11 protein-coding genes and 1 tRNA gene are annotated in these 13,287 nt (G+C 31.7%); 8 read left to right on the top strand and 4 right to left on the bottom strand.

Annotated elements, in window-relative coordinates:
- Positions 1-175 precede the first annotated feature (175 nt).
- Complete coding sequence (locus ACFWU4_RS12540) at positions 176-2,362, bottom strand: glutamine synthetase III (RefSeq protein WP_411128387.1); 2,187 nt, start codon at positions 2,360-2,362, stop codon at positions 176-178.
- 174 nt (positions 2,363-2,536) lie between these two features.
- On the opposite strand from ACFWU4_RS12540, the gene ACFWU4_RS12545 reads away from it, so the two are divergent.
- On the top strand, positions 2,537-3,556 hold the full coding sequence (locus ACFWU4_RS12545) for a glutamine synthetase beta-grasp domain-containing protein (protein WP_411128389.1): 1,020 nt from the start codon (positions 2,537-2,539) through the stop codon (positions 3,554-3,556).
- Positions 3,557-3,614: 58 nt separating this feature from the next.
- On the opposite strand, the gene ACFWU4_RS12550 is transcribed toward ACFWU4_RS12545, so the two are convergent.
- Entirely contained in the window at positions 3,615-4,565 is a 951-nt protein-coding gene (locus ACFWU4_RS12550; RefSeq protein ID WP_411128391.1) for a calcium/sodium antiporter, read from the bottom strand.
- A gap of 167 nt (positions 4,566-4,732) precedes the next feature.
- Here ACFWU4_RS12550 and ACFWU4_RS12555 point away from each other — a divergent pair, with 167 nt between their 5' ends.
- Both ACFWU4_RS12555 and ACFWU4_RS12560 read left to right on the top strand, forming a co-directional pair.
- A complete protein-coding gene (locus tag ACFWU4_RS12555) occupies positions 4,733-5,092 on the top strand; it encodes a BlaI/MecI/CopY family transcriptional regulator (RefSeq protein ID WP_411128393.1) in 360 nt (119 codons plus the stop codon).
- 2 nt (positions 5,093-5,094) lie between these two features.
- A complete protein-coding gene (locus tag ACFWU4_RS12560; RefSeq protein WP_411128395.1) occupies positions 5,095-7,800 on the top strand; it encodes a M56 family metallopeptidase in 2,706 nt (901 codons plus the stop codon).
- Positions 7,801-7,874: 74 nt separating this feature from the next.
- Here ACFWU4_RS12560 and ACFWU4_RS12565 read toward each other — a convergent pair whose 3' ends face one another.
- A complete protein-coding gene (locus ACFWU4_RS12565) occupies positions 7,875-9,833 on the bottom strand; it encodes an endonuclease (RefSeq protein ID WP_411128397.1) in 1,959 nt (652 codons plus the stop codon).
- 571 nt (positions 9,834-10,404) lie between these two features.
- Here ACFWU4_RS12565 and ACFWU4_RS12570 point away from each other — a divergent pair.
- Positions 10,405-10,557, top strand: a complete 153-nt coding sequence (locus ACFWU4_RS12570) for an SsrA-binding protein (RefSeq protein ID WP_411128399.1) — start codon at positions 10,405-10,407, stop codon at positions 10,555-10,557.
- Positions 10,558-10,604: 47 nt separating this feature from the next.
- On the opposite strand, the gene ACFWU4_RS12575 is transcribed toward ACFWU4_RS12570, so the two are convergent.
- Positions 10,605-10,678: transfer RNA gene (locus ACFWU4_RS12575), tRNA-Arg, on the bottom strand.
- Between the two features lie 86 nt (positions 10,679-10,764).
- Between ACFWU4_RS12575 and ACFWU4_RS12580 the strand changes: the two genes are divergently transcribed.
- The 4 genes from ACFWU4_RS12580 to ACFWU4_RS12595 are packed head-to-tail and all read left to right on the top strand — an operon-like array spanning position 10,765 to position 13,237.
- A complete protein-coding gene (locus ACFWU4_RS12580; protein ID WP_411128400.1) occupies positions 10,765-11,400 on the top strand; it encodes a Crp/Fnr family transcriptional regulator in 636 nt (211 codons plus the stop codon).
- A 57-nt stretch (positions 11,401-11,457) separates the two neighbouring features.
- Entirely contained in the window at positions 11,458-12,015 is a 558-nt protein-coding gene (locus tag ACFWU4_RS12585) for a YeeE/YedE family protein (RefSeq protein WP_411128402.1), read from the top strand.
- A 1-nt stretch (position 12,016) separates the two neighbouring features.
- Positions 12,017-12,433, top strand: a complete 417-nt coding sequence (locus ACFWU4_RS12590; RefSeq protein ID WP_411128404.1) for a DUF6691 family protein — start codon at positions 12,017-12,019, stop codon at positions 12,431-12,433.
- Complete coding sequence (locus ACFWU4_RS12595; protein WP_411128406.1) at positions 12,434-13,237, top strand: sulfite exporter TauE/SafE family protein; 804 nt, start codon at positions 12,434-12,436, stop codon at positions 13,235-13,237.
- Positions 13,238-13,287: the final 50 nt, after the last annotated feature.

Consider the following 13,287-nt stretch of genomic DNA (forward strand, 5'->3'; position numbering starts at 1 on the left):
AACATACAAACGCAGGGTTTTCGATAACTAGACATTTGTGACCGATGAATGACACAAAACTGTAGATAAATAAAAATTTAAGTACGTAAAATTACGTATTTGTTAACGTTAAATTTACATAACTCATACCAAATTTACCATCCAAAAAAGGCAAAAACTGTACTTTGTTGATCATCTATTTTGTAAATAGAAGCTCTCTATATTTTGTTAGTGGCCATAACTCATCATCTATCATAAGTTCTAACTTATCGCAGTGATATCTAATATCTTCAAATAATGGTCTAATCTTATTACAATAACCATTAGCTTTTGCTGCTAAATCAATTTGTTTGTTAAACGATTTTCGTTCATCTGTCATCCTAGTGACCAACGAATTTATATTCTCAATATGTTGAGAAATTTGTTCAATTAGGGATAATTGCTCTTTTGCATAATTCTTAAACTTATCACCATATATTGTTTTTAACCCAGTAACATTCTCAATTAAGATATTTTGATACCTAACTGCTGTGGGTACAATATGATTACGAGCAATATCACCAATTACTCTACTTTCTATTTGTATATGGAGAATGTATTCTTCCATTTCAATTTCATAACGAGCCTCAGCCTCAACTCTATTCATTACCCCCAGACTCCCAAAGAGTGCCAGTGTGTCTTTAGAAATCTTAACTTTAAGAGCCTCTGGCGTTGTTTTATTATTACTTAAACCTCGTTTCTTTGCCTCTTTCTCCCAATCTTCGCTATATCCGTTACCCTCAAAAAGAATAGCTTTACATGTTTTAATATATTCTCTCAGGACATTAAAAATCGCATCATCTTTTTTCATTGATTTCTCATCAATTAAAAGATCTACTTCGGTCTTAAAATCTATAAGTTGTTTTGCAACTATGGAGTTTAAAACTGTCATTGGATTAGCGCAATTAGCTTTAGAACCTACTGCTCTGAATTCGAATTTATTTCCTGTAAAAGCAAAAGGCGATGTTCTATTTCTATCAGTATTATCTAATAGTATTTCAGGTATTTTCCCAACAACATTGAGCTTCAAGTCTGTTTTTTCCTTTGGCGATAATTTCCCTTTAGTAACAGTTTCTAACTCTTCTAATACTTTAGTTAATTGCTGACCGATAAATACAGAAATAATTGCAGGCGGAGCCTCATTTGCACCTAGACGATGATCATTGCTTGCTGAAGCAATTGCTGCTCTAAGAAGTTCTTCATAGGTCTGCACTGCTTTAATGGTGTTTATAAAAAAGGTGAGAAATTGTAAATTACTCATAGGTGTTTTACCAGGTGACAATAGGTTAACACCTTTATCTGTACTCAAACTCCAATTGTTATGTTTCCCAGATCCATTAACACCAGTAAACGGTTTTTCATGCATTAATACTTTAAAGTCATGGCGCTTGGCTACTTTTTGCATCACATCCATTAATAATGAGTTATGATCAACAGCTAAATTAGCTTCTTCATATATAGGAGCTAATTCAAACTGATTAGGAGCTACTTCATTGTGTCTGGTTTTTACAGGAATACCTAATAACATACATTCATTTTCTAAATCACGCATGTATGCCATGGCTCTTGCAGGAATAGTGCCAAAATAATGGTCATCTAATTGCTGTCCTTTTGCAGGAGAATGTCCTAAAAGTGTGCGACCAGTTAAAACTATATCTGGTCTAGATGTTGCCAATGCATTATCGATTAAAAAGTACTCTTGTTCCCAGCCTAAAGAGGCACTAACCTTTCTTACATTTTTATCAAAATATTTACATACAGACACGGCCGCCTTATCGACAGAATGCAATGCTCTTAATAAAGGTGTTTTATAATCTAAAGCCTCACCTGTATACGACACAAAAACTGTTGGTATACATAAAGTTGTTCCATAAATAAAAGCAGGCGAAGATGGATCCCAAGCTGTATATCCTCTCGCCTCAAATGTGTTTCTAATGCCTCCATGTGGAAAGCTAGAAGCATCTGGTTCTTGTTGAACTAATTGATTTCCCGCAAACTTTTCAATTGCCAAGCCATCTCCAATAGTTTCAAAAAAAGCATCATGCTTTTCTGCAGTAGCACCAGTTAAAGGTTGAAACCAATGTGTATAATGCGTAGCACCTTTTGAGATAGCCCACTCTTTCATTCCTGTAGATATATGATCTGCAGTTAATCTATTTATCTTAGAACCTTTATCAATAGCTTCATTGATACTTTCTAATGCATCTTTTGTTAAATATTGACGCATTGCTGCATGATTAAAGACATTAGAACCAAATAGTTCTGAACGTCTACTATTCTCCTCTATATAAATTGGCTTTCTACTTAATGATTCTTTTACAGCATGAAATCTTAGTGTTGACATATCAATAATATTTAAGCCCAAAAATAAGAATTATTTAATTTTAACCTACCTCCCCTAAAAAAAATAGGGTTATCAACAATTATTAATAACATTTCACCTAAAACACCCTCATTTTTTTGACCAAAACACAAAAAAATATAATATTTGCAATGCAAAATATTAAATAACAATACAATGAGTAAATCTAAATTAGAGTACATATGGTTGGATGGATATTTTCCTACCCAAAATATGAGAAGTAAAACGAAAGTAGAAAATGACTTTAGTGGAAAACTAGAAGATTGTCCAATTTGGTCTTTTGACGGTTCTTCGACGAAACAAGCTTCTGGAGGATCTTCAGATTGTTTATTAAAGCCTGTTGCTATTTATCCAGATCCTGCAAGACGCGATGGTTATTTAGTAATGACAGAGGTTTTAAATGCAGATGGCACTCCTCATATCTCTAATGGAAGAGCCACTATTGACGATGATGATAATGATTTCTGGTTTGGTTTTGAACAAGAGTACTTTATTATGGATACACAGACGCAATTACCATTAGGGTTTCCTATTGGTGGTTATCCTGCACCTCAAGGTATGTATTATTGTTCTGTAGGTGGAAAAAATACTCATGGTAGAGATTTAGTTGAACAACATGCAGACCTTTGTATTGATGCTGGGTTAAATTTTGAAGGTATTAATCAAGAAGTTGCTTCTGGTCAATGGGAATTTCAATTATTCGCAAAAGGAGCTAAGAAAGCTGGAGACGAAATTTGGATAGCGCGTTATTTATTAGACCGTTTAACTGAAGACTACGGTTACTATATAGACTACCACCCAAAACCATTAGGTAAGGATATGGATTGGAATGGTTCTGGTATGCATGCAAATTTCTCTAATGAAGTTTTAAGAACATGTGGTTCTGAAGAAACTTACGGTAAAATTTGTGAAGCATTTAGACCAGTAGTAAAAGAACATATTGCAGTTTACGGTGAATTTAACGATCAACGTTTAACTGGAGAGCACGAGACGGCTGCTATTACAGATTTCTCTTGGGGCGTTTCGGATAGAGGAGCTTCAATCCGTATACCAATTATTGCAGTAGAGAAAGGCTGGAAAGGTTGGTTAGAAGACAGAAGACCAGCTTCTAATGGTGATCCATATAAAATTGCAGGTCGTATTATTAAGACTGTAAAGGGTGCTAATATTTCGTAATTAGTACATTTAGATTGATAAAAAAAGCTTGCAAGAAATTGCAAGCTTTTTTTATCTACTATTTTAACGTTAAATAAATAAATACAATATAGGCACCAAATAAGAGCATGCCTTTATAACGCGCAATTTGGAAGCGTTTCGGAATAATCATTAATGGAATTAGCACTGCAGCAAAACCAATCATCCAAAAGATATTGGTTGATAAAATTTGTGGGGTTTCTGGATTAACTACAATAGGTTTTACAATTGCCGTTAAACCTAAAACAGAAGCAATATTAAATATATTAGACCCAATTAAATTCCCTAAAGAAATAGCCTTTTCTTGCTTCAAGGCAGCTATTACAGATGCCGCTAACTCAGGCACGCTCGTACCAATGGCTATAACTGTTACAGATATTGCATAATCACTTATACCAACTGCCTCTGCCAACTGTTTTGCTCCCTCTACTAGCCATTCAGACCCAAAGTAGAGACCGGCCGCACCAATTAAAAGCCACATTACAATTTTAAAATTAGAGACCTCAGCTAAAGCATCATCAACTTCTTCTAAATTTGCTTTCGTAGACTTTCGAGAGTTTCTTATCAATATAAACAAAAATACTACTAAAGCTGTAAACATTAGAAGACCTTCTAATGAAGTTAATATGCCATCATTTTTTAGACAGAAATATAATGCGAATGAAGCCAACATCATCATTGGCCAATTAAATTTATAAAAATCCTTATCGACAGCCAAGGGTGAAATTATAGCCGTTATCCCTAATACTAAGCCAATATTCGCAATATTAGAACCTATTACATTACCTAGCGCAATATCTGAGACTCCATCTAAAGCCGCTTGTAAACTTACTAATAATTCTGGTGCAGATGTGGCAAAAGACACGACCGTCATACCGATAACAAGCTTAGAAATTTTTAGCTTAAAGGAAAGCCCTACAGATGCTCTTACCAAAAAATCTCCACCAACTACTAATAACGCTAATCCAACTATAACAAGGAATACACTCATTTATTATTTAAATATTTTGTCACTTAATTCCATTAAGATGCGAAGATAACATTTCATTTTTATAGAACATTATAACTAAATATTTCGTTAAATAACTATTTTTATAGTTATACAACTACATAAATAGTTATATTTGTATTTCAATAAAAACAAATAAATGTTACTGCATGCAGAAATTAACAAATAAAGAAGAGGAAATAATGCACATTCTTTGGAAGCTGGAAAAAGCTTTTGTAAAGGATGTATTAGCCGAAATAACAGTAGATAAACCCCATTACAACACCCTTTCTACAATTATCAGAAACCTAGAAGAAAAAGGATACGTTAATTATAATGCCTATGGTAAAACGCATCAGTACTTCCCTATTATTTCTAAAGAAGATTATAAAACCAAATTTATGAGTACCGCTATTGATAATTACTTTAATAGCTCTTACAAAAATGTAGTTTCATTTTTTGCCAAAGAAGAAAAAATAAGTGTTGAAGAACTTAAAGAAATTATCGCATTAATAGAAAATAAAAACTAACTATGGAATACCTAATAAAAGCTAGTGCAGTAATAGCACTTTTCTACTTGTGTTTCTACTTTTTTTTAAAGAAAGAGACATTCTTTAATCACAATCGTTGGTTTTTATTAGCCGGAGTTGCAATCGCTTTAGTTTTGCCATATGCAGTGATACCAATTTATATAACAATAGAACCTATAACAAACACAGAAACTGCATTTTCAATTGCAAAAAGTGTTCCTAGCAATTTTCAAAATATAAGTCCCAATAAAGCATTTGAATGGCAAACACTTTTACCTATTTTATACATAATAGGACTTGCTATATTTTTAATTCAATTTTTATTACACTTTGGATCATTAATTTTATTGCTATTAAAAAATCCTAAGAATAAAGACGGCATTTACACCTATGTTATTGTTGATAATACCATCTCACCTTTTTCATTTTTTAAATGGATTGTTTACAACCCTGAATCTTTCAATAACGAAGAATTAAAGTTAATGCTGACACATGAAAAAGTACATGCCAATCAACTTCATTCTATAGATATAATTTTGATACAATTAGCCTGTAGTTTTTTTTGGTTCAACCCACTAATATGGCTTTATCGAAAAGAAGTAAGACAAAATTTAGAATATATAGCAGATAATAAAACCCAAGAAAATTCAAACAGTGAAATAGAATACCAACGTTTACTATTAAAAACTAGCGTTGCAAATCATAACGTTTCGCTTTCAAATAATTTTTATAATTCATCAATCAAAGAACGTATAGTTATGTTAAAAAAAACGAGATCAAAAACAAAAAATCAACTGAGATATTTACTCATTCTACCACTACTAGCTGGTTTATTAATGAGTATGAACATGGAAACCGTTTATGTAGAGACAGAACCAAATATAAAATCATCAAATGAAATTGTAGAGTTTGTAGTACATAAGAGTACAAGTGATAGTGAATTAAAACAAATGTCTAATACTATAGAACAAAAAGGCAGTAGTTTATTTTTTAGTGATATTACAAGAAACAATAAAAATGAGATTACTAACATTACAGTAAAACTATCTGGCTCTACTTACAAAAGTAGCAGTGATACTGCTATTGATTCGTTTATAGTTTATAAAGAATTTTTTGAGAAAAACGGAAGTTTTGTTGGCCGTTATGGCAATGGTACTATTCACTTAGACACAGTTATTGGTGAACCTAGAAATAACCCGAGAATAAAACTATTTACTGATAGAGTAAATACTACATTGATTAGATATAATTTAACTGATAAAGTTGAAACAGATACAAATTATATTGAAATTACTTTCAATAATAATATGACAGACCAACAATTAGACGACATTAAAAATGAACTAAAGTCTAATGGCATTATAATGACTATTAAAAAGATAAGACGTAATTCTAAGGGCTTAATAAGCATTATTAATATAGATTTTAAAGCCAAAAATGGTTCTACTAATTATAAAGTAAAAGATGCGAATGGCATAAATTCTTTTTACTTTAAGATGGATGACGAAAGTTTTGGTGTTGGAGCTGTTAAAAATGCAGAAAATGTAATTATCCAAACAATTGAAATAAATGATTTAAATAAAACTTCTAAATCAAAATCATCAGCTAAGACTTTCATATTAAATACTGACAAGAATAATATAGAAATAATTGACTCATCTAAAGCAAAACTATATAATGATCAACGCGATGTGGTAATTGGAAGGTTGAGAACAAAGCTAGCAAATAATGATACCATTTATTATACATCTATAGACTCTGCTGAAATAAAGAAATTGACAAAGTTAAAGTCTCAAATTTTCTATGAAAGTGATACACCTGTTAAAATTATTACTTCTGGTGAACATGTTTTGACACAGCCATCTAAAGTAAAGTATTCTGGTTATTCATTTTATGATACTCAAAACTCAAAACCACTAATTATAATTGATGGTAAAGCCGTGAGTGAGGGATCTATGAAAAATATAAATCCAAATCAAATTGAAAGCGTTAATGTCCTCAAAGGAAATTCTGCAACAGAAATTTATGGTGAAAAAGGAGAAAACGGTGTTATCGTAATTAAAAGTAAAGGTGATAACACTTGGGTCGAAAAATCTAAAAATGATAAAGATGAACCTTTAAAAATTGGGAGAGTAGAAGTTACTAGCACCTTTCATGCTGATGAGGAAGATTTAAAACCCATTATTATAGTTAATGGAAAAGTTATTAGTGAAAAAGAAATGAAAGCTTTAAACTCAAGTGATTTTGAAAAAATGGATGTTCTTAAAGGAAATGCTGCAACTAAACTTTACGGTGATAAAGGTAAAAATGGAGTTATTGTAATTAAAAGTAAAGACAAAAACATTTGGGTTACGGATACTAAGAAAAAAGATGATAGTCCTTACCGTGTAGAGGTTACAAGCACGTCTTACAGAGACGATGACAATCCAATCAAAAATGGAACTTTAGCATATATTACTAAATATACACCAGATAAAGTCTTAGAAGACCATAAAAGAAACCTCAAAAACTTTGGGATAACTGTAAAATACTCGAAATTAAAACGTAATAAAGCTGGTGAAATCACAAGTATAAAAATTAGTCTTAAAAATGAAAAAGGTGCAACTGGCAGTGCAACTTGGAAAGTTGATGACGGTATACCTGGCATTGAATTTGGTGAAACAGAAGGCTCATTAATTGCCAGAACTAGTGATATGAACAAAGAATAAAATTCAATATTATAATGTCTTAAAAAGCCAAACTTTAAAAAGTTTGGCTTTTTAGATATTCTATATAACGTACGCTATTCAATAATAATTTTTCTAATAATCGAACGATTATCACTTTTCAATTTTAAAAGATATAAGCCTGAAGCTAAATCTAAGTCTATGTAATCTTCTATTGCATTATAATGCCTTAGTAATTTACCTTCAATAGAAAAGACTTCAATATCTATTTTGGATTGCAGACCAGAAAAATATACTCTTCCGTTAGTTGGATTAGGATACATATTAATTTCAGAAAACTCGTCTTCACTTATATTTAGTGATTGCGCCCATAAATCACCAACATTATTTCCCCATATATATTCTACTAAAAGGGGTTGATCTATAAATGGGTTTCTATTAAATTGCCATGTGTAAACAACATTATTCCTATTCATTTCAAAATCATCTGGCGGATCGTTTCTATGCCAATCTAATAACGTTGCCAAATCACCTAACTGACCAACTGTGCTTGGGAAACCATTAACAATTTCTAATCCATTGTATCTTATTTCCATATATAAGACACTGCGCGCTACATCACCTCTAAAACTGCCAAAGGTTCCTGTTGGGCCAATGTATTGCCCATAATGCTGATTACCTCTAGAGCTATTCTCAGAAGCATCTGCCGCTCTTAGAGCATGTGCATCTGAGTTACCGTGTCTCAAAGAATCTGCTTTAGTTGTCCAGAAAACGTCAATCCCATCAGCAACTTCATCTTCTTCTATATCATTAAAACCACCTCGAGATCGCGGATAGGTATGCTCTCTATTCCATTTTCCAGCATTACTACTACTTGTTTGTAAATCTAATTTAGCTCTACCTTCTTCAGAATACACCAACCATACTTGATTACTATTTTCAGGATTTTGATCTGCCTCCTTAATTATATCTATAACATCAGCATAAGTTTGAGCTCTAACAATAGTAGGGTCAGCAATTATATCTTGTAAAGCTTGTCTTAATGACATATCTGCCAATCCGTCTAAACTATCATAATAACCATTTGGTTGTGTGCTTTGAACTATACCAGTTGTTGGATTAAACGGCGTTCCCCAAGGTGCTATCGAAAAGTCATTATCCACTACCCTGACCTCAACAAAACTATTTGAAGCAACTACAGGTTCTACCAAATCTAAAAATCTAATTAATAGTACTTCGTCACCTTCATCACTAGTATCATCAAACAAATTTATAGTTGTGCTTATAGTATTACTTCCGCTAGGAATTGTGAGATTTACACTTCCTGTATAATCTGAAGTATTAAAGCCAAAATTATTTAAGCTAATTGTAAAGTCTATATCTGCAGAGGCTACACTTTCTGAAGTAAAGGTAATATCAAAGGTTTCACCTTCATTATATTGGTCTTGATCTACAGATATCTCAATTGGGTTTATAGGAATCCCAGAACCATCATTCTCGCGTCTTGGTGTTGGTGTAACAGCAGAAAATGATTCTACACCCATGCCGTCTACAAAACGCTGTATAGATTTAGGATTTGCGTTAGTACCATTATCATTATACTGAATAGTTTCACCCATTAAGGCTAACAAGTTTACATCATCAGAATCGTTTGTATCGTAAACCAAGGCATCAATTAAATTAGTTTGTGTAGCTAAAGTTCCTTCCGGAAAATCATTAACTGAAGCTTGATATATACCTACAGCATCCGCTCCATTCTGAATAATATTTTCAGAAACTAATAGTTGAGGAAATGGAGATACACCAGAACTTCCAATTAATAACAAGCCATTATTATCTGTTTCAAATCCATCTAAATCGATAACTAAGTAGCTAGAATCTGCTCCACTTGAAGATCCATTAAAAAATACTAAAATATAGCCATCAGTAGAAAAATTAGGTGTTTGCGATTTTAATTCTACAAACTCCGCTGTATCTGTACTTGGTGTATCAGGATCAATCTCATTAATAATTAATACTTGAGACCATGCCATTCCGGATAAAAGCAATGCTGTTAAAAGTAAAATTCTTTTCATATTAAATATTTTTCCAAAGATAAACTTAATATGTTGCCTTAATGTTAAATGAGAAAATAGTCATTTTTTGATACAAAAAATATCTCAAAATTAATATGATAATTATCAGCAATACAAGTTCCTCTATAAGATGAAATGACCAAATACTGGTATTTTAATAACAAAATGTGCCTACGTTTTTAAAAAAGAGATAAAACACCCCCTTCAAACCTATAAAATTAAAATCATATCACTTATTTTAGTTATAAAATGAAACTTCAATAAAGATAAGTCACATTTTTTTATAACCATTTCTATTTTTTTACTTATAAATATAAATTCAATTTCATCGATTTATTCAAAAACATTTGGTAGATGCTTTGTTCTCTATATATATTGAAAACTCAATCAAGAAAACGTATTAAATTATTAACCTCTAAACCAAAAAATTATGATGACATTAGCAAAATTGATTATTGATATTATTTTTTCAATATTCTAAATTAAATTAAACAACCAATCCCAATAGTAAAACTATCTTCTAGAATTAGTTTTACTATTTTTGTTTATAATCAATTCTAGGTTCAACATAATGAATAAGGCGATATTTAAAGTTTTAGCTAAACTTAATAAAGCGATATTACCATCATACACAAAAAGACAATTAGACCTAAGTAAGGCTTCTAAGTTTCAACTTGCAGTAATCGGTTGGCGTGTTTATATAACTAAAAATGCTCTGGAGTAAATAAGACTACCACCAGGTAGTCTTATTTTAGTTATTATCAATTCTAGTGACCTCGACAGGATTCAAACCTGTAACCTCTTGAGCCGTAATCAAGTGCGCTATTCAGTTGCGCCACGAGGCCTTTTTTTAAGTGGGTGCAAATATAAGACATTTATTAAAAAACAACCAAACTATTTATTTCAAAATTGTAATTGTTATTTTTGAATTATGATTTCTAAAGAATTACTTCAACCTTTTAATTATGTATTCGATTCCGAAATTATTGATTCTATTTGTAAAACCGCGTTTCTCAAAACTTTTAAAAGGCACGATATCATTATAGATATTGCACAAGACCTAAATTTTATACCACTTTTAATTAATGGAAATATTAAAGTTTTACGAGAAGATGATAGTGGCAGCGACCTTCTCTTATATGTTTTAGAATCTGGTGATACTTGTGCCATGTCATTAACATGTTGTATGGCAAAGTCAGTTAGTAAAATAAGAGCTATTGCAGAAGTCGATGTACAAGTAATAATGATACCTATTGCAAATATGAAACTCTGGTTTCATAGCAATGAAAGTTGGAGAAATTTTATTTTACAAAGTTATCAAATTCGTTTTGATGAAATGCTAGAGACCATAGATACGCTAGCTTTTATGAAAATGGATCAGCGTTTATTTAAATATTTAACTGATCATGTTAAATTAACCGCTTCTACAACTTTAGAAATAACTCACCAAGCAATAGCTGAAGATTTACATACCTCTAGAGTAGTCATCTCAAGGCTTTTAAAACAATTAGAAAACGAAAAGAAAATTAAACTCGGCAGGAATAAGATTATTGTTTTAGTGTTTTAGTAACTTTTGTCACACAAAATGTTTTGTATAATTCTATTTTTGTACCAAATTAAATCTATGGAATACTTATTACAACCTTGGCCATGGTATGTTTCCGGACCATGTATCGCTTTAATTATGTTTCTCCTACTCTATTCAGGAAAAACATTTGGCATGTCTTCTAATCTTAGAACTTTATGTGCAATCGGAGGAGCTGGTAAAAAAGTTGAATTTTTTAAGTTTGATTGGAAAAGTCAACGTTGGAACCTCATCGTTGTCTTTGGTGCTATCATTGGAGGATTTATAGCACATAACTATCTTTCAAATTCTATTAAAATAGATTTAAGCGAAGCAACAATACAAGATTTAACAACTTATGGCTTTACTGATATAGGCAATAGCTTATTACCGCACGAACTATTTAGTTGGGAGGCAGCTTTTAGCTTTAAAGGAATTGCTATTTTACTTATTGGCGGTTTTTTAGTTGGTTTTGGTACACGTTATGCAGGCGGTTGCACGTCTGGGCACGCCATTACTGGTTTAAGTAGTTTACAAATTCCTTCTCTAATTGCTGTTATAGGGTTTTTTATCGGAGGTTTAATAATGATTCACTTAATATATCCAATACTTTTTTAATATGGCAAAATATATAAAGTTCTTATTGATTGGTATATTCTTCGGAATAGTACTAGTAAAGTCTGAAGCAGTATCGTGGTATCGTATTTTCGAAATGTTTAAATTTCAGTCGTTTCATATGTACGGAATCATTGGCACCGCTGTTATGACAGGAATTATTCTATTACTAATTTCAAAACAATTAAAAGTTAAAACACTTCAAGGAAATAATATAAAAGTACCTTTAAAAGAAAAAGGCTTTAAAAGATATCTTATTGGTGGATCAATATTTGGTTTAGGATGGGCACTTTGTGGTGCTTGCCCAGGTCCAATGTATATCTTAATCGGTACTGGCGCATTTACAATCATAATAGTTATTGCCGCTGCATTATTAGGCACATATACTTATGGTATTTTAAAAGACAAACTACCTCATTAGATGGAAGCAGTTGAGATTATAGGCTATTTTGGTGCACTAGTTGTTGGACTAGTTCTTGGTTTAATAGGAGGTGGAGGCTCTATACTAACTGTTCCTATTTTAGTGTACTTTCTAGGGTTTAACCCTATAGTGGCCACAGCCTACTCTTTATTTGTGGTAGGTAGCACAGCTTTAGTTGGAACGCTTAAAAATATTAGACAAAAGAAAATAGATTTTAAAACCGCGTTAGTCTTTGCCATACCCTCTATCATAACAGTATTTATGGTTCGAAGCTTGGTTATCCCAAATCTTCCGGAAGTAATCTTTACATTGGGTAGTTTTCAGTTGACAAACTCGCTTTTTATAATGCTTTTATTCGCATTAATTATGTTCTTAGCTGGTTGGTCCATGATTAAATCTAGAGAAATACCTGAAGATGATAGTATTAAAAAATTTGATGTCAATTACTATTTTGCAATTGGTTCTCAGGCAATTGGAATTGGTGTTTTAGCTGGTCTTGTTGGTGCTGGAGGTGGGTTTCTAATTGTACCTGCTTTAGTTTTATTAGTTAAGTTACCAATTAAAAAGGCAATTAGCACATCACTATTTATTATAGCCATTCAGTCATTAGTAGGATTCTTAGGCGATTTAAAAACCCTGACAATAGATTGGAAATTTCTAATAACATTTACATTAATTTCTATAATCGGCATTTTTATAGGACTAGCTCTGTCAAAAAAAATAAGCCCTAAACGTTTAAAAAAAGGGTTTGGCTATTTTACTATTGTAATGGCTACATATATATTATATAAAGAACTGTTTTAAACTTTGTGATAATTGTCACAATTCAAAAAAATGAAGTTTCGTAAATTTGC

Origin of the sequence: Winogradskyella sp. PE311 (assembly GCF_046545555.1) — a bacterium.
GTDB lineage: Bacteria > Bacteroidota > Bacteroidia > Flavobacteriales > Flavobacteriaceae > Winogradskyella.

Excerpts from the sequence above, each read along its gene's own strand:
- ACFWU4_RS12545 (WP_411128389.1), top strand. The coding sequence starts at position 2,537 with ATGAGTAAATCTAAATTAGAGTACATATGGTTGGATGGATATTTTCCT.
- ACFWU4_RS12590 (WP_411128404.1), top strand. The coding sequence starts at position 12,017 with ATGGCAAAATATATAAAGTTCTTATTGATTGGTATATTCTTCGGAATA.
- ACFWU4_RS12585 (WP_411128402.1), top strand. The coding sequence starts at position 11,458 with ATGGAATACTTATTACAACCTTGGCCATGGTATGTTTCCGGACCATGT.
- ACFWU4_RS12570 (WP_411128399.1), top strand. The coding sequence starts at position 10,405 with ATGAATAAGGCGATATTTAAAGTTTTAGCTAAACTTAATAAAGCGATA.
- ACFWU4_RS12540 (WP_411128387.1), bottom strand. The coding sequence starts at position 2,362 with ATGTCAACACTAAGATTTCATGCTGTAAAAGAATCATTAAGTAGAAAG.
- ACFWU4_RS12555 (WP_411128393.1), top strand. The coding sequence starts at position 4,733 with ATGCAGAAATTAACAAATAAAGAAGAGGAAATAATGCACATTCTTTGG.
- ACFWU4_RS12595 (WP_411128406.1), top strand. The coding sequence starts at position 12,434 with ATGGAAGCAGTTGAGATTATAGGCTATTTTGGTGCACTAGTTGTTGGA.
- ACFWU4_RS12565 (WP_411128397.1), bottom strand. The coding sequence starts at position 9,833 with ATGAAAAGAATTTTACTTTTAACAGCATTGCTTTTATCCGGAATGGCA.
- ACFWU4_RS12560 (WP_411128395.1), top strand. The coding sequence starts at position 5,095 with ATGGAATACCTAATAAAAGCTAGTGCAGTAATAGCACTTTTCTACTTG.
- ACFWU4_RS12550 (WP_411128391.1), bottom strand. The coding sequence starts at position 4,565 with ATGAGTGTATTCCTTGTTATAGTTGGATTAGCGTTATTAGTAGTTGGT.
- ACFWU4_RS12580 (WP_411128400.1), top strand. The coding sequence starts at position 10,765 with ATGATTTCTAAAGAATTACTTCAACCTTTTAATTATGTATTCGATTCC.